Source organism: Streptomyces sp. NPDC058246 (assembly GCF_042881985.1).
In the GTDB taxonomy this organism is placed as follows: domain Bacteria; phylum Actinomycetota; class Actinomycetes; order Streptomycetales; family Streptomycetaceae; genus Streptomyces.
In genome coordinates this window covers 45,943-64,740 of record NZ_JBHVWZ010000033.1, presented here as the reverse complement: position 1 = coordinate 64,740, position 18,798 = coordinate 45,943, and the positions used below count along the sequence as shown (strand labels likewise).

At 70.4% G+C, this 18,798-nt stretch carries 15 protein-coding genes; 8 read left to right on the top strand and 7 right to left on the bottom strand.

What is annotated here, in order from left to right; all coding sequences use genetic code 11:
- Window positions 1–26 precede the first annotated feature (26 nt).
- The 4 genes from mmsA to ACFVXA_RS33545 all read left to right on the top strand — a co-directional run bounded on the left by mmsA (window position 27) and on the right by ACFVXA_RS33545 (window position 5,971).
- Window positions 27–1,577, top strand: coding sequence for a multiple monosaccharide ABC transporter ATP-binding protein (mmsA, locus tag ACFVXA_RS33560; protein ID WP_362024646.1), 1,551 nt, complete (start codon window positions 27–29; stop codon window positions 1,575–1,577).
- Window positions 1,574–2,821 (top strand): multiple monosaccharide ABC transporter permease, encoded by a 1,248-nt coding sequence (mmsB, locus tag ACFVXA_RS33555; RefSeq protein WP_390028163.1) that lies wholly within the window; start codon window positions 1,574–1,576, stop codon window positions 2,819–2,821. The genes mmsA and mmsB overlap by 4 nt, the downstream gene beginning before the upstream one ends.
- Before the next feature lie 53 nt (window positions 2,822–2,874).
- Window positions 2,875–4,023 (top strand): aldose epimerase family protein, encoded by a 1,149-nt coding sequence (locus ACFVXA_RS33550; protein ID WP_390028162.1) that lies wholly within the window; start codon window positions 2,875–2,877, stop codon window positions 4,021–4,023.
- 160 nt (window positions 4,024–4,183) lie between these two features.
- Complete coding sequence (locus tag ACFVXA_RS33545; RefSeq protein WP_389755865.1) at window positions 4,184–5,971, top strand: pyridoxal phosphate-dependent aminotransferase; 1,788 nt, start codon at window positions 4,184–4,186, stop codon at window positions 5,969–5,971.
- Window positions 5,972–6,147: 176 nt separating this feature from the next.
- Here ACFVXA_RS33545 and ACFVXA_RS33540 read toward each other — a convergent pair whose 3' ends face one another.
- Window positions 6,148–6,951 (bottom strand): NAD-dependent epimerase/dehydratase family protein, encoded by an 804-nt coding sequence (locus ACFVXA_RS33540; RefSeq protein WP_384401548.1) that lies wholly within the window; start codon window positions 6,949–6,951, stop codon window positions 6,148–6,150.
- 233 nt (window positions 6,952–7,184) lie between these two features.
- Between ACFVXA_RS33540 and ACFVXA_RS33535 the strand changes: the two genes are divergently transcribed.
- Both ACFVXA_RS33535 and ACFVXA_RS33530 read left to right on the top strand, forming a co-directional pair.
- On the top strand, window positions 7,185–7,982 hold the full coding sequence (locus tag ACFVXA_RS33535) for an intradiol ring-cleavage dioxygenase (RefSeq protein WP_383909308.1): 798 nt from the start codon (window positions 7,185–7,187) through the stop codon (window positions 7,980–7,982).
- Between the two features lie 178 nt (window positions 7,983–8,160).
- Window positions 8,161–8,715 (top strand): BLIP family protein, encoded by a 555-nt coding sequence (locus ACFVXA_RS33530; protein ID WP_383736099.1) that lies wholly within the window; start codon window positions 8,161–8,163, stop codon window positions 8,713–8,715.
- Here the strand turns inward: ACFVXA_RS33530 and ACFVXA_RS33525 are convergent.
- Window positions 8,708–8,965: a hypothetical protein gene (locus ACFVXA_RS33525; protein ID WP_384024464.1), complete on the bottom strand. Its 258-nt coding sequence runs from the start codon at window positions 8,963–8,965 to the stop codon at window positions 8,708–8,710. The two genes, ACFVXA_RS33530 and ACFVXA_RS33525, sit on opposite strands and share 8 nt — an antisense overlap.
- 113 nt (window positions 8,966–9,078) lie before the next feature.
- Between ACFVXA_RS33525 and ACFVXA_RS33520 the strand changes: the two genes are divergently transcribed.
- Window positions 9,079–12,057: a beta-galactosidase gene (locus ACFVXA_RS33520; RefSeq protein ID WP_390028160.1), complete on the top strand. Its 2,979-nt coding sequence runs from the start codon at window positions 9,079–9,081 to the stop codon at window positions 12,055–12,057.
- 30 nt (window positions 12,058–12,087) lie between these two features.
- On the opposite strand, the gene ACFVXA_RS33515 is transcribed toward ACFVXA_RS33520, so the two are convergent.
- From ACFVXA_RS33515 to ACFVXA_RS33495, 5 genes are all read right to left on the bottom strand, one after another.
- Window positions 12,088–13,602 carry an alpha-N-arabinofuranosidase gene (locus tag ACFVXA_RS33515; RefSeq protein ID WP_390028158.1) on the bottom strand — a complete coding sequence of 505 codons (1,515 nt, stop codon included), beginning with the start codon at window positions 13,600–13,602 and terminating at the stop codon, window positions 12,088–12,090.
- 243 nt (window positions 13,603–13,845) lie between these two features.
- Complete coding sequence (locus ACFVXA_RS33510) at window positions 13,846–14,703, bottom strand: SMP-30/gluconolactonase/LRE family protein (RefSeq protein ID WP_384024470.1); 858 nt, start codon at window positions 14,701–14,703, stop codon at window positions 13,846–13,848.
- Window positions 14,700–15,473: an IclR family transcriptional regulator gene (locus ACFVXA_RS33505; RefSeq protein ID WP_383736113.1), complete on the bottom strand. Its 774-nt coding sequence runs from the start codon at window positions 15,471–15,473 to the stop codon at window positions 14,700–14,702. The genes ACFVXA_RS33510 and ACFVXA_RS33505 overlap by 4 nt, the downstream gene beginning before the upstream one ends.
- Window positions 15,474–15,774: 301 nt before the next feature.
- Window positions 15,775–17,019, bottom strand: a complete 1,245-nt coding sequence (locus tag ACFVXA_RS33500) for a helix-turn-helix domain-containing protein (RefSeq protein WP_362024609.1) — start codon at window positions 17,017–17,019, stop codon at window positions 15,775–15,777.
- Between the two features lie 2 nt (window positions 17,020–17,021).
- Window positions 17,022–17,174, bottom strand: coding sequence for a hypothetical protein (locus ACFVXA_RS33495; RefSeq protein ID WP_362024606.1), 153 nt, complete (start codon window positions 17,172–17,174; stop codon window positions 17,022–17,024).
- A 422-nt stretch (window positions 17,175–17,596) separates the two neighbouring features.
- On the opposite strand from ACFVXA_RS33495, the gene ACFVXA_RS33490 reads away from it, so the two are divergent.
- Window positions 17,597–18,574, top strand: coding sequence for a DUF3068 domain-containing protein (locus tag ACFVXA_RS33490; RefSeq protein ID WP_362024604.1), 978 nt, complete (start codon window positions 17,597–17,599; stop codon window positions 18,572–18,574).
- The last annotated feature ends 224 nt before the right edge of the window (window positions 18,575–18,798 follow it).

Sequence of the window (18,798 nt, the reverse complement as noted above, 5' to 3'; positions counted from 1 at the left end):
CACCCTACTGATTGGAAGGCACGACCATGGCGGGACCCGTCCTGGAAATGCGCTCGATCGTCAAGACCTTTCCCGGTGTCAAGGCGCTGTCGGACGTCACACTGACCGTCCGTCAGGGCGAGGTCCACGCCATCTGCGGTGAGAACGGCGCCGGGAAGTCCACCTTGATGAAGGTGCTCTCCGGCGTCCATCCGCACGGCAGTTACGAGGGTGAGATCCTCTTCGAGTCAGAGGTCTGCGCCTTCAGGGACATCCGGGCGAGCGAGCACCACGGCATCGTCATCATCCACCAGGAGCTGGCGCTGGTGCCGTTCCTCTCCCTCGCGGAGAACATCTTCCTCGGCAACGAGCACGCCAAGGGCGGGCTCATCAACTGGAACGAGACCCTGCGGCACGCCACCGAACTGCTGCGCCGGGTCGGTCTGGACGATCACCCCGAGACCCGCGTCGCCGACATCGGCGTGGGCAAGCAGCAGCTCGTGGAGATCGCGAAGGCGCTGTCGAAAAAGGTGAAGCTGCTCATCCTGGATGAGCCGACGGCGGCTCTGAACGACGAGGACAGCGGCAAACTCCTCGATCTCATCCTGGAGTTGAAGAAGCAGGGCATCACCTCGATCATCATCTCCCACAAGCTGAACGAGATCCGCAAGGTCGCCGACTCGGTGACGATCCTGCGCGACGGCCGGTCCATCGAGACCCTCGACGTGAAGGCGCCGGAGACCACCGAGGACCGGATCATCTCCGGCATGGTCGGCCGCGACCTCGACCACCGCTTCCCCGAGCGCACCGCGTACGAGGGAGAGGTGGGCGCGGCACCGGCCCTGGAGATCCGCAACTGGACGGTCCATCACCCGATCGACCAGCAGCGCAAGGTGGTCGACGATGTGTCGATCAGCGTACGGCGCGGGGAGATCGTCGGCATCGCGGGCCTGATGGGCGCGGGCCGCACCGAACTGGCGATGAACGTCTTCGGGCGCACCTACGGCCGCTACGCGGGCGGCTCGGTCCTCAAGGACGGCACCGAGATCCGTACGAAGACCGTCGCGGAGGCGGTCGGGCACGGCATCGCGTACGTCACCGAGGACCGCAAGCACTACGGCCTCAACCTCATCGACACCATCAACCGCAACATCTCACTGACCGCCCTGAACAAGGTCGCCCGGCGCGGAGTGGTCGACGAGCACGAGGAGCGGCAGGTCGCCGAGGGCTTCCGCACGTCCATGAACATCAAGGCGCCGACCGTCTTCGAACCGGTGGGCAAGCTGTCCGGCGGCAACCAGCAGAAGGTCGTCCTCAGCAAGTGGATCTTCGCGGGTCCGGAGGTGCTGATCCTGGACGAGCCCACCCGCGGCATCGACGTGGGCGCCAAGTACGAGATCTACACGGTCATCGACCGGCTGGCCGCCGAGGGCAAGGCGGTCGTCTTCATCTCCTCCGAGCTGCCCGAACTGCTCGGCATGTGCGACCGCATCTACACCATGGCCGCCGGGCGGCTCACGGGCGAGGTCGCCCGGGCCGAGGCCACGCAGGAAGTGCTGATGCGCCAGATGACGAAGGACAAAGAGGTATCCCGATGAGCACGGATGTGACCGCGAAGACCCCGGCCCCGGCGCCGCCCGGGAAGAGCGGGGGCCCGGCCGCCGGCGGCGGCCTGCTGCAGCTGATGCTGGACGGCCTGCGCCGCAACATGCGGCAGTACGGCATGCTGATCGCCCTCGGCCTGATCGTCGTCCTCTTCGCGGTCTGGACCGACGGCGACCTGCTGCTGCCGCGCAACGTCTCCAACCTGGTGCTCCAGAACAGCTACATCCTGATCCTCGCGATCGGCATGATGCTCGTGATCATCGCGGGTCACATCGACCTGTCGGTCGGCTCGCTGACCGCGTTCGTAGGCGCGTTCGCGGCCGTACTGACCGTGCAGCACGGTATCGCGTGGCCGCTCGCCCTGGTGCTGTGCCTGCTGGTGGGCGCGGTGGCGGGCTCCTTGCAGGGATTCCTGATCGCGTATCTCGGCATACCGTCGTTCATCGTCACCCTCGCCGGCATGCTGCTCTTCCGCGGCCTCACCGAGATCCTGCTCAAGGGCCAGACCCTCGGCCCGTTCCCGGACGGGCTGCAGAAGATGGGCAACGGCTTCCTTCCGGAGGCCGGCCCCACCACCAACTACCACAACATCACGCTGCTGCTGGGCCTCGCCCTGATCGTCTTCGCGGTGGTGCAGGAGGTCCGCGACCGGAGGCGTCAGCAGGAGTTCTCGCTGGACGTGCTGCCGAAGAACATCTTCCTGCTCAAGCTCGTCGCCATCGTCGCCGCCATCCTCGTCGTCACGATGCTGCTCGCCAGCTACAAGGGCGCGCCGATCGTGCTGATCATCCTCGGCGTCCTGGTGGTCGGCTACGGCTACGTCATGCGCAACGCGGTGTTCGGCCGTCACATCTACGCGATCGGCGGTAACCTCCCGGCGGCGAAGCTGTCCGGCGTCAAGGACAAGAAGGTCACCTTCCTGGTCTTCCTGAACATGGGCGTGCTCGCGGCCCTGGCGGGTCTGGTGGTCGCCGCCCGCCTGAACGCGGCCTCGCCGAAGGCGGGCCTGAACTTCGAACTCGAGGCGATCGCCTCGTCGTTCATCGGTGGCGCGTCCATGAGCGGCGGTGTCGGTACCGTCCTCGGCGCGATCATCGGTGGTCTGGTCCTCGGTGTGCTGAACAACGGCATGAACCTCCTCAGCGTCGGCACCGACTGGCAGCAGGTCATCAAGGGCCTGGCCCTGTTGGCGGCGGTCGGCTTCGACGTGTGGAACAAGCGCAAGGTCGGTTCGTAAGTCAGCTCGGGCCCCGTCGAAGGCGGGGCCCCTCCATCTGCAGGAGCCGCACTATGGAACTGAACAGACGCACGGTCGTCGCAGGGGCCGCGGCCGCGGGCATCGCCGCGACCACGCTCGGGGGAACGGCGCACGCCTCGGGAGGCAGGGCGCCGGTGAAGGAGCTGTTCGGCAAGCTCGCGGACGGCACGAAGGTCCACCGCTGGTCGCTGGCGAACGGCGGCACGAGGCTCAAGGTCCTGTCGTACGGCGGGATCGTGCAGTCCCTGGAGATCCCGGACCGGCACGGCCGCTACAAGAACGTCTCGCTCGGCTTCGACACCATCGAGGACTACGTCGCCAAGAGCCCGTACTTCGGCGCGCTGATCGGCCGCTACGGCAACCGCATAGCCAAGGGGCAGTTCACCCTCGACGGCAAGAGCCACCAGCTGTCGGTCAACGACGGCGTGAACAGCCTGCACGGCGGGGCCAAGGGCTTCGACAAGCACGTCTGGGACGTGGAGGGCTTCGCGTCCGGCTCCGACGTGGGCCTGGTCCTGCACTACACCAGCGTCGACGGCGAGATGGGCTACCCCGGCACTCTCAAGGCGAAGGTGACATACACCCTCACCCGGCACGGCGACTGGCGCATCGACTACGAGGCCACCACCGACAAGGCGACCGTCGTCAACCTCACCAGCCATGTCTACTGGAACCTGGCCGGCGAGGGCAGCGGCTCGGTCTACGACCACGAGCTGAGGATCGCCGCCTCCCGCTACACCCCGGTCGACTCGGGCCTGATCCCCACCGGCGAGCGGGCCGAGGTCGCGGGCACTCCCTTCGACTTCCGCCGTACGAAGACGGTCGGCGAGGACATCCGGGTCGCCCACCAGCAGCTGCTGTACGGCAAGGGGATCGACCACAACTGGGTGCTGGACAAGGGCATCACGGCCGAGCCCGAGCACATCGCCACCCTGCGCGACCCGTCCTCCGGCCGCACCCTGAAGATCGCCACCGACCAGCCGGGCCTGCAGTTCTACTCCGGCAACTTCCTCGACGGCACGCTCGTCGGCAGCGGCGGTCACATCTACCGGCAGGGCGACGCGCTGTGCCTGGAGACGCAGCACTTCCCGGACTCGCCGAACCAGCCGAAGTTCCCCTCGACGGTGCTGCGACCGGGGCAGACCTATCGCAGCACCACCGTGCACTCGTTCGGCTCGTGAACCACCTTCACAGCTGGTTCACAATTTCCGCACGCGTTCACAGCGATTGAACAGCGCCACCTCCGTACCCGTATGAGAGGGCGGCCCGTGCTCCCCCGCACGGGCCACCCGAAGGCGAGGGCCCGTCCTCCCCGACGGGCCCGCACCGTACGGAGGTTCCATGGCCGGCAATGTCACCTCGCTCTTTCGCGGCACCGCGGCGCACAGCCCGTCGATGGCCGCACTGACGCGGGAAGGTGACGGGGCCGGTCCCGTGGACTTCTGCATCCCGTGCAATCCGTACTTCCCCACGCCCGCGATGTTCGACGAACTGGCGGGCCGGCTGCGCGAGATCATCACGTACTACCCGAGCAACGCCGACACCATCACGGCCGAGCTGTGCTCGCTGCTCCAACTTCCGCCGCAGTGCGTGGCGATGGGCAACGGTTCCACCGAACTCATCACCTGGATCGACCACCTGCTGGTCAGGGAGTCGCTCGCGATACCCGTCCCCACCTTCGGCCGCTGGACCGACCAGCCGATGGAGACCGGCAAGCGGGTCGACATGTTCCCGCTCCAGGAGTCCAGCGGGTTCGCCCTCGACCTCGCCAAGTACGCCGAGTTCATCCGCGCCCGAGGCACGCGCGTCGCCGTCATCTGCAACCCCAACAACCCCGACGGCGGCTTCCTCCCCCGCCAGTCGCTCATCCAGTTCATGGACGCGATGGCGGACCTGGACCTGATCGTCATCGACGAGTCGTTCCTGGAGTTCGCCGACGCGGAGTCCGAGCCGAGCGTCGTCGAGGACGCGGTGATGCGGCCCAACGTCATCGTGCTGCGCAGCCTCGGCAAGAACTTCGGACTGCACGGCATCCGCTTCGGTTACCTCGTCGCCAACCCGGCCCTGGCCGGCAAGGTCCGCTCGATGCTGCCCAAGTGGAATCTCAACTCCTTCGCGGAGACGGTGGTGTTCATGCTCAAGGGGCACGGCGCCGAGTACCTGGAAAGCCTGCACATGGTCCGCCGCGACCGGCTCGACATGGCCCGCCAGCTCTCCGCCCTGCCCGGTCTGACGGTCTACCCGTCGCAGGGCAACTTCCTCTTCGTGCGCCTCCCCGTGGGCGCCGAAGGCACCGTGGTCCGGGACCGACTGCTCACCGAGCACCGGATCCTGGTCCGCGAGTGCGGCAACAAGATCGGTTCGTCCAGCCGCTTCCTGAGACTCGTGGTGCGCCCCCAGGTGGACGTGCGTCGCCTGGTGTCCGGCCTGGAACAGGTGCTCTACGGGACCAGGAGGGGAGCCGCCGTGCCCGAGCTGGGCACAGGGACCAGCTACAGCTCGGGTACGGCGGCGGTGGACCGGCTGGTCAGCGCCACGAACGGAGCGGGGATGCAGGGCCTCGCGGCCCAGGCGGCCGGGTGGCAGGGGGCCGCCGCGGCACAGCTCGCGCAGCCCGCACAGCCCGCGCAGATGCCGAGCCTGCCGCCCGCGCAGCCCGCGGCGGCGGTGTCGAACTTCCCTTCCCCGCAACCGGCGGCGGCGCCCGGCTACCCGGCCCCGCAGCCGGCGGCCGTGTCCAACTTCCCCGCCCCGCAGCCCTTCGCACAGCCCGCCCCCCAGCCCGGTCCGGGGCCCAACCCGCAGCTCGCCCCGCAGCCGAACCCGCGCCCCGCCCCGCAGCCGAACCCGCAGCCCACCGCCTGGCCGGCACCCGCCGCGGCACAGGCCCCCGCGCCGATGCCGGCACCGGCCATGGCGCCGGGCGCGGCCATGCCCGGGATGGCACCGGCTCCCGCCGGCGGCCTGACGGCGGCCGCACAGGGGCCGCAGTCGAGCGGGCTCGGCGCCGCCGGAGGGCTCACCGCCGCCCAGGTCCGGGGCCGCACCCAGCCGGAGCCACAGCCCCAGCCGCAGCAGACCGGCGGCTGGCCTGCCGTGGGCGCCATGCTGTACGGCCAGGCGGGCTGACCGGGCGACGGGCTCGGGGAGTTCAGTACGCGACCCCTGGCCCACCGCCGATCGCCGCCGAGCTCACACGGCGCGCCGCCGAGGTGCCGGCGCGCCCCGGATCGCCGGTTCGACGACCGGTCCGCCGGGCTCCCGGAGCGACCACGGCATCGTCTGCGCCTCCACCGGCCGGCGAGTCAGGGCCGGATGTGTTTCAACGTGACCTCGGGCAGGGCGTACGGGCCGGCTTGCGGAGCTTCGGGATCAGCGGGTGCGTCGGCGCCCGTGATGTGCGGCGCATGCGTTTCGGCGTTGTCGACGGGCGTGTAGGCCAGTTCGGATTCCGCGGGGAGTTCCCAGAAGCGGCGGGTGTTGGCAGAGACGGCGTACACGGCGGCAAAGCGCGTGGAGAGCGGGGCAGTGAGCGCGGCGCGGCAGAAGCCGACGGCGTCGCGCGGGCTGAGCCAGGTCGCCAGGTGGCGCGGTTCGGTGGGCGCCTCCTCGAAGCTGCCGATCCGCAGGCAGATCACGGACACGCCGAACTTGTCCGCATACAGCCGCCCCAGGGCCTCGACCGCCGCCTTGCTCACCCCGTACAGGCCGTCGGGGCGCACCGGCTCCTGTGGGCCGGTGCGATGGCCCGTGGGATAGAAACCGGTCACGCGGTTGCTGCCGGCCAGCACGACCCGTGGGATCGCCGCGCGACGGGCGGCTTCCAGCACATGGTGGGTGCCCAGCACGTTGGCGTCCAGGAGATCCTCGAGGGGGGCCTCGTCCGGCAGGCCGCCCAGGTGGAGCACGGCGTCCGCACCCGCGAGCGCCGCCTGGACGGCAGCCGCGTCCCGCAGGTCGACGGTGTGGACCACCTCGTTCGCGGCCTCGGCCTGGAGGGGAACGCGGTCGAGCAGGACGAGGCGGCTGACCTCGCCGCGCAACGCCCGGCGCACGACCGAGCCGATGTTCCCTGCCGCCCCGGTGACGACCACTGTTCCCCGTCCCACCGCACGCCCCCTGTTCGACCTCGACAACGCCCCTGCTCCGGGCAGACGGCGATCCTCTCATCGTCGCCCATGACGAGCAGCGGGCGGGGACCCGACGGGAGCCGGGGACCGGCAGCGAGCCCCACCACCTCTCCTCGCCCCTCTCCGCCCGTGTCTCACAAACAACTTGACGCTTCGTCACTTTGCCTGACTGACAGCTGGGGGACAGCTTCGGCTCCTACGGTGCCATGTCCATGACAGACTCCTCTTCGGAAGACACAGCTCTGGACGGCACAGCAGCAGCGGGAACCCCGATCGGGCGCCGCACCGTGCTGATCGCCACGGGTGCGACGGCCGCGGCGCTGGCCGTGGGCGCCGCGGCGCCCGCGACCCCCACAGCCGACGCGGCGCACGCGACCCCCGTCGCCGCGGCGGCCGTCTGCACCCTCACCAAGGAGATGACCGAAGGCCCCTACTACCTCGACGGACAGCTCGTCCGCTCCGACATCACCGAAGGCAAGGCGGGCATCCCGCTCAAGCTGACGCTCACCGTCGTCGACGACGACACCTGCGCACCGCTCGACAACGCCCTCGTCGAGATCTGGCACTGCGACGCGCTCGGCGAGTACTCCGGGTTCGTCGGCGGCAACGGCCACTCGGAGCCGGACGACGGCACGTTCCTGCGCGGCGGCGTCCTGACCGGCACGGACGGCGTAGCGAAGATCACGACGATCTACCCGGGCTGGTACCGGGGCCGCTGCATCCACATCCACCTGAAGGTGCACACGGGAGTGACCCTCACCTCCGACGGCTCCTTCACGGGCGGCCAGGAACTCCACACCGGCCAGCTCTTCTTCAGCGAGACCGTCACCACGGCGGTGGCCAGGATCTCCCCCTACTCGACCAACACGGTCACCCGCACCACCCTCGCCCAGGACTCCATCTACGACGACGGAGGCGCCGCCTCCGGCCTCCTCACCCTCACCGCCCTGGGCAGCTCCACCTCCTCCGGCTACGCCGGCGCCCTGACCGTCGGCGTCGAGACGAGCTGACCACCCCCGTTCCCCCCACGGAGACAGGGGCGGCCCGCGACGCCGCGGGCCGCCCCGCCCCGGAGCCGGCAGCGGGGTTCCCGATGCGTTCTCGGGCGCGAAGACGGGCTGAAGACCGCCGGTGGCTAGTGTCCCGCCCGTCGGCAGGACGTGATCAGCGGGTGAGGAGACGTATCCGATGGTGAACATGTGGCGTTACGGGGGCGCCGTGGTCGCGGCCTGTGCGGTGGCCCTCGGTGTGGGGACCGACGCGCAGGCGTACTCCGGGTTCACGGCGGAGAAGTACAACCAGATCCAGTTCGGTATGACGAAGGACCAGGTCTGGGCGATCGGCGGGGGCTCGCAGGCGTGTGAGACCGGTGGGGTCATCGGGGACGGCATCCTGTGCTGGGCCGAGTCGGGCGACTACGTGCCGTACGGCGGCTTCAGCTTCACCGCGGACGGGAAGCTGTACAACAAGCGGAGCGAGTTCCTGTTCAAGGCGAAGACGCCGTCCATCAGGCTCGCCCAGTACAACAGGACGGCGCTGGGCATGACCGAGCCGCAGGTGTGGGCGGTGGTCCCGAAGGACTCCTGTGTGATGCAGCAGGAGACCTACGCCAACTGGCCGGCCACGGACGGCCACGCGCTGCAGTACTACTGCCCCTCCGCGACCGGCCTGTTCCCGCCGAGCGCCTACCTCACCTTCACCGACGGCAAGCTCACCGCCCGCAGCCAGCGCAGCCTCACCTGACAGGCCGACTCCGGTACGCCGCCCCGGGCTGCCGTTCCTCGACGCTCTCGGCCTCCTCGTGCCGCCCCTCGCGGTGGACGCGGATCGAGAACGTCAGGGCGGCGGCCCGCAGCGCGTACCGGACCCGCCCGGTGTACGCCATCCGGGTGGTCCGTTCGCCGAGCAGGGAGAGGATCGGGCCGCGGTCCTGCCGTAGCGCCGGCTCCGATGCCGCCGGTACCGGGTGATCCGCCCGCGCCGTGATCCTCACATGACCGGTGTGGGACGTACCGCTGTGGACAATGGCCGGAGCCCCTCCCCCATATCTCGGCTTCGCTCGGACAGCGGGGGAGAGCCCCATCGCCGTCCTCGGGAGGACCCCGCATGGTGTTGAGCAGACGTACCTTCAGCGCACTCGCCGGCACCGCCGCGCTCGGCTTCTCGCTGAGCGGCAGCGGGAGCGATGAGGCGAGCGCCGCCGGAAGGACGCCCATCGCTCCCACCGGACCCGCGCCCGGACCACCCGCCGCCGACCGCAAGGCGCACACCGTCGGCTTCGACCGTTACTCGATGCTGATCGACGGCAAGCGGCTCGTGCTCTGGTCCGGCGAGGTCCACCCCTTCAGGCTGCCGAGCCCGTCCCTGTGGCGGGACGTGCTGGAGAAGCTGCGCGCCCACGGATACAACGCGATCAGCATCTACGTGTCGTGGAACTACCACTCCCCCGCCCCCGGGACGTACGACTTCACGGGCGTGCGCGACCTCGACCTGTTCCTGAGGACGGCCGCCGAGACCGGCCTGTACGTCATCCTGCGCCCCGGCCCGTACATCAACGCCGAGGTCGACGCGGGCGGCTTCCCCGGCTGGCTGACCGTCACCAAGGGCACGGCCCGGACCTCCGATCCGACCTATCTGAAGTACGTCGACGAGTGGCTGACCGCCGTCGACAGGATCGCGGCCCGGCACCTCTACACCGACGGCGGCGGCACGATCGTCCTCTACCAGCTGGAGAACGAGTACGCGAACAACGTGACGGAGCCCGCGGGGCGCGACTACATGAGCCATCTGTACGCGAAGGTCCGCGCCGACGGGATCGACGTGCCGCTCTTCCACAACGACAAGGGCAGGAACGGGTACTGGGCCCCGGGGACCTTCGGGACGGGCGGTGAGAAGGGGCGTTACCTGTACGCCTTCGACGGCTATCCGTCGCCCGTCGGGCAGCCCCCGGACTGGGGGTACTTCGGCATCGGCGGTACCCAGGGCGGCGCGACCGCGAGCCCCGACACCCCGGGTTTCCTGGCCGAGTTCGGGGGCGGCTGGTTCGATCCGTGGGGCGGGGTGGAGTTCGGCGGCCAGGGGTACGCGGGGTCGCGCCGGACCCGGGACGCGGCGTACGAGCGGCGCTTCTACCTCACCAACCTCGCCAACGGGATCAAGGTCCACAACGTCTACATGACCTTCGGCGGCACATCCTGGGGCTGGCTGCCCGCGCCGATCGTCTACACCTCGTACGACTACGGAGCGGCCCTCGACGAGGCGCGGCAGCCCACGCCGAAGCTGATCCCGATGCACCAGATCGGGCAGCTCCTGCACTGCGTGCCCGACTTCGCCAAGCTGGACCGGGCGGCGGACATCGCGGTCGGCGACGACGGGATCAAGGCGTACCACCTCGTCAATCCGGACACCAAGGCCCACGTCTACGTGCTGCGCAACGACACCTCCACCGAGACCCTCGCCCTCGTACCGCTCGCCGGGGCGGCCGTCCCGGTCCCGGTCCTGGTCCCCGGACTCGACGCCCGCCTGCTCGTCTCCGGAATCGGCCTCGGGCGACGGAAGCTGCGGTACTCCAGCGCCCAGCCGATGCTGTGGCTGACCGCCGGGCGCCAGGACGTCGCGGTCTTCACGGGCGGGTCGGGCGAGTCGACGAAGACCGCGCTGGAGTGCGCGAGCGAGCCGACGGTCACCGTGCTGGAGGGGAGCGCACAACACAAGTACGCCGACGGCGTCCTGCGCATCGACGCCCAACTGTGCGCGTCCACCCGGGTGCTGGTGGAGGGCGGCGGGACGGCGGCGCCCCTCCTGCTGCTGCTCGTCGACGACGAGGCCTCCGGGCGGCTGTGGCGCTACGACACCCCGTCGGGCCCGGTGCTGGTACGCGGCCCCGCCCTGCTGCGCACCGCCGAACTGCGCGGCACCACCGTCCATCTCACCGGCGACACCGTCGAGTCGGCGGAGCTGGAGGTGTGGGGCCCGCGCGGGATCGGCGAAGTGGTGTGGAACAACGGCACGTTGAAGACCCTCGCCACGAAGTCCGGAAGCCTGCTGGCCCAGCAGCGGCTGCCCGGGGTCCCCGGCGTCCCGTTGCCCGCGCTGACCAACTGGCTCCGGTCGGCCGAGAACCCGGAGTCCGCCGCCGACTACGACGACTCCGGCTGGAAGGTCGCCGACAAGAAGTCCTCGTACAGCATCACCCCCGTACCCGCCGGGCAGCCGGTGCTGTTCGCCGACGACTACGGCTACCACTACGGCGATGTCTGGTACCGGGGGCACTTCACCGACGTGGGCACCACGGACGCGGTGTCCCTCTCCTACGTCTCTGGCGCGCAGGGGCTGCTGATGGCCTGGCTGGACGGCAAGCCACTGGGCACGCACCGGATGCCGGTGCCGGACAAGAAGACGGTCAGACAGGGGACGTGGGCCGCCACGGCGACGTACCCGGTCCCCGCCCGGACAGGGGCGCGGGTGCTGTCCGTCCTCGTCCGCCGTATGCAGCACGACGAGGACGGCGCCGCGAAGGACACCCACAAGGTGGCCCGGGGGCTCACCGCCGCGACCTTCAACGGGTCCTCTCCATCGGTCACTTGGCGGATTCGGGGCGAGGTGACGCCGGACCCGGTGCGCGGGCCGGTCAACAACGGCGGCCTGTACGGGGAACGGCACGGCTGGCATCTGCCGGGGTTCGCCGCCACCGGCTGGAAAGTCGTCGACTTCCCGCGCGCCGACCGGCGGCAGGGCGTCACCTGGTACCGCACCGACTTCCGGCTCGCCGTCGACCCCGCCGTCGACGCCTCGATCGGGCTCACACTCACCGACGACCCGGCGCGCGCCTACCGCGTCCAGATCTTCCTGAACGGCTGGAACATGGGCCAGTACATCAACGACGTGGGCCCCCAGCACACCTTCGTCCTGCCGAACGGGCTGCTGCGCACCCGTGGCTCCAACACACTCGCCCTCGCCGTCCTGTCCGACGGGACCACGGCGGCGGGCCCTGGCGAGGTGAAACTGACGCTGCTGGGCAGCGCGGCCGGAGGAGTGCCGGTGACGACGGTCGACTCCCCCGGCCGCGCGAGCGCCAAGCACTAGGTCTGTCCGGCGGATCGCGCCGGACAGGCTCTAGCCCAAACGGATCACGTTCCACGAGAGGGGCTCCAGGACGGCGGTCAGCCTGCCGTCCTGGAGGGTGGTGCCGTCGATGGTGTGCGGGGTGACCCGCTCGGGGGCGTCGAGGGTGTTCTTCGCGTCCGGGTCGGCGTCGGCGAGCGCGCTGTGCTCGATCAAAGACGTCAACTCCAGTCGGCTCAGGGCGACTTCGAGCGGCAGTGACTCGCTCTGACTGCGGTTGACGGCGAAGACGGTGACCGAGCCGTCCTCGGCGCGCACGGCCGTGGCGTGCAGCAGGTCCGCCTCGCCGTACCTCTTCGTCGCGTACGTGGGCGAGTCGACACGTACGTCGAGGACCTGGCCGCGTCCGTAGGCCGACGCCTGCGCGAACGGGAAGAACGTCGTCTGCCGCCAGGCCGGGCCGCCCGGCTCCGTCATGACCGGCGCGATGACGTTGACGAGCTGGGCGAGACAGGCGACGCTCACCCGGTCCGCGTGCCGCAGCAGGGCGATGAGCAGCGAGCCGAAGACGACCGCGTCCGTGACGGAGTAGACGTCCTCCAGGAGGCGCGGGGCCTCCGGCCAGTCGGCCGGGTCGGCGTTCTTCGCGTGCTCCTCCCACCTCGACATGTACCAGACGTTCCACTCGTCGAACGAGAGGTTGATCTTCTTCTTCGACTTGAGCCTCGCGCCCACGTGGTCGCAGGTCGCGACCACGTTCTCGATGAACGACTCCATGTCCACGGCCGAGGCGAGGAAGGAGTCGACATCGCCGTCGACCGGCTCGTAGTAGGCGTGCAGCGAGATGTAGTCGACCAGGTCGTACGTCTCCTGGAGGACGGTCGCCTCCCACTGCGCGAAGGTCGGCATCGACTGGCTCGAGGAGCCGCAGGCGACGAGTTCGACGCCCGGGTCGATCTGACGCATGGCGCGGGCCGTCTCGGCGGCGACACGGCCGTACTCCTCGGCGGTCTTGTGGCCGGTCTGCCAGGGGCCGTCCATCTCGTTGCCGAGACACCACAGCCTGATGCCGAACGGGTCCTTGTCACCGTGCGCGATGCGTTGTTCCGCGAGGGCCGTGCCGGAGGGGTGGTTGGCGTACTCCTGGAGTTCCAGGGCCTCGGACACTCCTCGTGTGCCGAGGTTGATCGCCATCATGGGTTCCGCCTGCGGGCCCACCTTCTTGAGGAAGGCGATGTACTCGGAGAGGCCGAAGCGGTTGGTTTCCGTCGACCGCCAGGCCAGGTCGAGGCGGCGGGGGCGGTCCTCGGCGGGGCCCACCGAGTCCTCCCACTTGTAGCCGGACACGAAGTTGCCACCGGGGTAGCGCACGACGGTGACGCCCAGTTCACGGACCAGCTCCAGTACGTCCGTACGCAGGCCCGACTCGTCGGCCGCCGGGTGGCCCGGCTCGAAGACGCCGGTGTAGACACAGCGGCCGAGGTGTTCGACGAAGGATCCGAAGACACGGGGGTCGACCTTGCCGACGGTGAAGGCGGGGTCGAGGGTGAAGCGGGCGGGGCGCATGGTTTCCTTTCGGGGCGCGGAGTGTTCGGGGTGGCCGGCTCAGGGCGTTCAGGTCCCTACTGTTCGAGATTCGCTGTTTGAGATTCGCTGTTCGAGATTCACTACTAGAGATCACTGTTCGATATTTCGACAGGTGATCGCGACTTCGAACGGGACCGTAAGATCGAAGCGCTTGCGCGTCAATGGTTCGCGCAAAAGCGGACGTCCCCGCCCAGCAACTGGGCGGGGACGCGAGGGGAGTTGTCAGACGGCGAACGCGGGCTGCGGCAGGCCCTTTCCGGCGCCGGGGACGACCAGCAGCGAGCCGGACATCGGGTGCGGCGCGTCAAGTCCCGTACGGGCCGTGGTGATGTACAGGTCGGCCAGGTCGGCGCCGCCGAACGCGCAGGCCGTGGGGCGGCGTACGGGAAGCTCGATCACCCGGTCGAGGTCCCCGTCCGGCGTGTAGCGGCGGACCGCGCCGCCGTCCCACAGGGCCACCCACACGCAGCCGTCCGCGTCGACGGTGAGACCGTCGGGGAAACCCTCGCCTTCCCCGATGACGGCCAACGTTCGCCTGTCGACGGGCAGTTGGTCCTCGCCGACGTCGAACACGTCGACCCTGCGCGTCGGCGAGTCGATGTAGTACATCAGGCGCCCGTCGGGGCTCCAGCCCGTGCCGTTGCTGACGGCGACGTCGGTGAGGACCGTGCGGACCGTGCCGTCCGGTGCGAGCCGGGACAGCGTGCCGCCGCCCGGCGCCTCGTCGTAGCGCATGGTGCCGAACCAGAGCGCACCGTCGGGCGCGACCGCCGCGTCGTTGCCCCGGCGGCCGGGGACGGGCTCGCGGTGCGGCCACCGGAAGGCTTCCCCGGTGCCCGGCGGGCCGTAAAGCCCCACGCCGTCACGGAGGTTGACCACCAGTCCGCCGTCCGCCCGCGGCTTCGCGGCGCCCACATGCTGCTCGGTGACCATGACCGTGCGGCGCCCGGAGACGGGATCGTAGGTGTGGACCCGGGAGCCGAGGATGTCCACCCAGATCAGCCGCTGGGCGGCGGAGTCCCAGGTCGGGCCCTCCCCCAGCGTCGCTTCCGCCCGTACCGCGACCTCGACGGCCGTCATCCCACGCTCCGGTGACCGAGCCGCTCGGACAGCTCGGCGGCTCCCTTCACGGCGAGCTGCTCCAGCTCGGCGCGGCGCTCGTCGCTCCAGCGGATCATCGGTACGGAGATGGAGAGCGCGGCGACGACCTGTCCCGTGCGGTCGCGCACCGGGGCGGCGACACAGCTTACGTCCGGGTTGGACTCACGGCTCTCCACCGCGATGCCGCGGCGGCGGATCTCGCTGAGCGCCTCGCGCAGGGCGGCCGGCTCGGTGATGCTGTTGGGCGTCATCGCGGCCAGCTCGGCGTGGTCGGGGATGCGGGACGTCAGCTCCGGCTCGGGGAGCGAGGCGAGCAGCATCTTGCCGACGGACGTGCAGTGCGCGGGCAGTCGGCGGCCCGCCGCCGACACCATGCGCACGGCGTGCGTGGAGTCGACCTTCGCGATGTAGATGACGTCGGTGCCTTCGAGGATGGCCACGTGCACGGTCTCGTCGCAGGTCTCGGCGACGGAGCGGGCGACCTGCTGGCCCTCGGCGGCGAGGTCCAGCTGCTCGGCGTAGCGGCTGCCGAGCTGGTACGGACGTACGCCGAGCCGGTAGCGTCCCGGCTGGCCCGGTACCTGCACGATGTACGACCGGGCGGCGAGGGTGGTGACCAGCTCGTGCACCGTCGTGCGGGGCAGCTGGAGCTTGCGCACGATGTCGGGGGCGGAGAGAGTCCCGTCCCCGTCGAGGAAGAGCTCCAGTATGTCCAGAGCCCGGGTCACGGCAGGTACGAGGCGTCCCACAACCGGCCCCTCCCTTGTGTTCGAAATTTCAACAGTCGATCGGCATGACGAACACAGGCTAGTCATAGTGGGCTTGGCCGGGCAATGGGTCGGCGACCGTCGGGCCGGCCGAGGCCGGTGGGCGGGTGGGAAACCGGCGGGAGGGCAGCGCCGGGCGCCTGGCCGGCGGGGGTGCACGCGAAAGAGCCCGGCGGGAGGGCAGCCCCGGGCGCCTGGCCGGCGGGGGTGCACGCGACGACCCCGGCGGGGGTGCACGCGACGGACCCCGGCGGGGGTGCACGCGACGGACCCCGGTGGGAGGTCAGCGCCGGGCGCGGGGGTCCCCCAGCTCACCCCGGAGGCGTTGCGCCCGCAGCACCAGCTCCAGCTCGAACCGCCGGTCGGGGTCGTCGACCTCGTCCCCCCACAGCTCCCGTATCTGCCGGAGGCGGTAGCGGACGGTCTGCGGGTGCACCCCGAGCCGGGCGGCGACCTCGGGGGCCCCACCCCGGGTCTCCAGCCACGCCAGCAGCGTCTCCGCGAGCCGCCGCCCGTGCGTGGGCCCACAGTGGGCGAGCGGCGCCAGACACCGCAGCGCGAGGTCGTCGATGAGCTCCTCGGGCTGGAGCAGCACCAGGGCCTCGGTGTGCTCCGTACAGTGCAGGACCTCCCCGGCGGGAAGCAGCCCCCGCTCCACGAGACGTACGGCGGCCTCCGCCCAGCGCAGCGACTTCGCCGCGTCGGCCAGCGGCACCGGCGGCCCGATCGCGCCGGACCAGCCGGCCAGCGCCCGGTGCAGCAGCTCGGGCCGCCCCGCGGCGTCCGGCTCCGGCACCACCATGCGCGGCTGCTCGTACTCCATGTCGAGCAGCACGCTCTGGCCGACGGCGGGCGCGACGGCCTCCCGGGCGGGCCGCAGCAGCACCCCGACGGCGACCCGGTCGGGCAGCGGCCAGCCGATCCGGGCGGCGCGTTCGACGAGCGCCTCGGCGGGGTCGCCCCGGTGCTGGTGCTCGGAGAGCAGGAGGTCCATCAGGCGCCGCTGGAGACGGAGGCGCTCCCCGGCCTGCCGGGCGGCGGCCTCGGCGTAACCCCGTACGGACTGATCCACCAGGCCGTCGAGATACTCGTATCCGGCGTCGACCAGCTCGTACATCGCCGGGGGCGGGATGTCGACCCGCTGCCCGATCTCGGCGAACCGGCGCCAGGCGAGCCTGACCCCCAGCCGGTAGATCGCCTGGAGCGAGTCGAGACTGCGGCCGTGCAGTCCCTCGCCCCGGCCGAACTCCTGGAACACCTCGGGATGGACCCGCGGGCGCCCTTCGGCGGTCTCCAGGTGCTGCACGAAGACCTCGATGGCGCGCCGGATGCCGATCAGCGCCATCGGTTCCCCGGAGTCGTCGAGGACGACCGGCAGATGCGGGTACTCGCGGCGGATCTCGCGCAGGATCTCCTCGGCGAGCGCGGGTGCCTCGGCCATGGCGATCGCCGCGAACTGCCGCACCTGGACGCGGGGAACGGCGTGCCAGGCCGAGTGCAGGGTGACGGTTCCCGGACGGGCGGTCACGGTCAACGCTCCTGGCCGGCATTCTCGTAGGTGATCAATGGGGTGTTCGGCTGGTCCGGGGTCGCGTCGAGCAGCGCGACGACACCGAGCGCGGCGCCCACGGCGAGCGCGGCAGCGGCCGCGACGGTGAGTGCGGCGGCGAGCAGTCTGGACATCGCAGGGTCAGCCTCTCTGTCGGAGGTCGTCCCCACCCCGGCACTCCACGCGGCCGTGGTCGTGCGGCCCCGCGGCTCCTGCCCGTTCCCGTCCACCGGTCGCTTCCGGTGAACCGTCCACCGGTCGCGTCCGATGACTGGTCACCGGTCGCTTCCGGTGAGTGGTCACCGGTCCCGCCCGATGACCGTCCACCGGTCCCGCCCGATGACCGTCCACCGGTCCCGCCCGGTGACGGTTCGCCGGTCCCGTCCGGCAAGTCCTCAGTCTCGACAATGCATTGACACTCCGTCAAGGGTGCGCCTACGGTTCCCGGCCCGTACCGCACGTGCACTTTCCCTCCTGGTGTCGACGCATCCGTATCTCCTCGTACCACCTGATATCACCCGTGCGTCGAGCCTCCTCACGCCCCTGGAGTGCCCGGATGCGCCGCACAGCCTCACCCGCCTCACTGATCCTTCTCGGCCTCGGCACCTTCCTGCTCGTGCTGGCCCCGATGCTGGTCTGGTACGTGGAACCACGTGCCGCCGTGAACCCGATCGACATCGACACCACCGCCGTCTACACCGGCTCGGGCAGCGTCTTCGACGTCGACAAGGTCGCGACCGTGCCCGGACAGCGGATCACCGTCACCCAGAAGGTGCGCGGCGACGTCGCCGACAGCGAGCGCAGCGGAAAGGCCGTCTGGGACGTGACGACCACGGTCGACACGGACAAGTCGCTGCCCGCGGCCGACCCGCACGACGCCCTGGAGTTCACCCCGGGCCGCTGGGTCACCGACCGGAGGACCAACGCGCCGGCCCACTGCTGCCAGGAGAAGCCGTACTTCCAGGGCGAGGCCTACCTCAAGTTCCCCTTCGACGTGCAGAAACGCTCGTACCGCTGGTGGGACAACTCGCTGGGCGCGACGGTCACCCTGCACTACAAGGGCACCAAGAAGATCCAGGGGTACGAGGGCTACCGGTTCACCGGAACGGTCCCCCCGACCAGGACCGGAACCCGGCTGGTGCCGGGCGCGATCGTCGGGCAGCCGCAGCGCAGCCAGGTGCTCGCCGAGGAGTGGTACGCCAACCACCTGATCGAGCTGGTCGTCGACCAGCGCACCGGCCGGGTGGTCTACGCGCAGGTCGGCCCGCGCAAGACACTGCGCGCCCCGGGCGGCAAGAAGGACGCCGCGGTGCTCCTGGACAGCCGGAAGCTGGCCTTCACGGCCGCGACACAGAAGGACCAGGTGGACCAGGCGAAGGCCGAGAGCGGTCAACTGCGCATGGTGGGGCAGACGTTGCCCATCGGTGCCGGTGTGCTCGGGTTCGTCCTGGCCGTGGCGGGTGTCGTTCTGGTGGTACGCGGGCGACCGGATCCCGATACGTCCGGGTCGTCCCCGTCTCCGCTCACGATGTGATGCGGCGTCAGCTCCACAAAGCCCGGAAATTGTCATCCCGGTGAGTAGCCGCATCGAACCGCTGGGCGAAAACTGTCCAACCCCACCCGAGCACAGCCCGCCCACATCCCGGTTACAGCGAACGCTCAAAACCCCCACAGCCCGGAAGATTCTCCCGCGTGACCGCTCGGCCGATCCACCCGCGCTATCCGTGCCACCACCAGTGCCACCACATGCGCCACCCG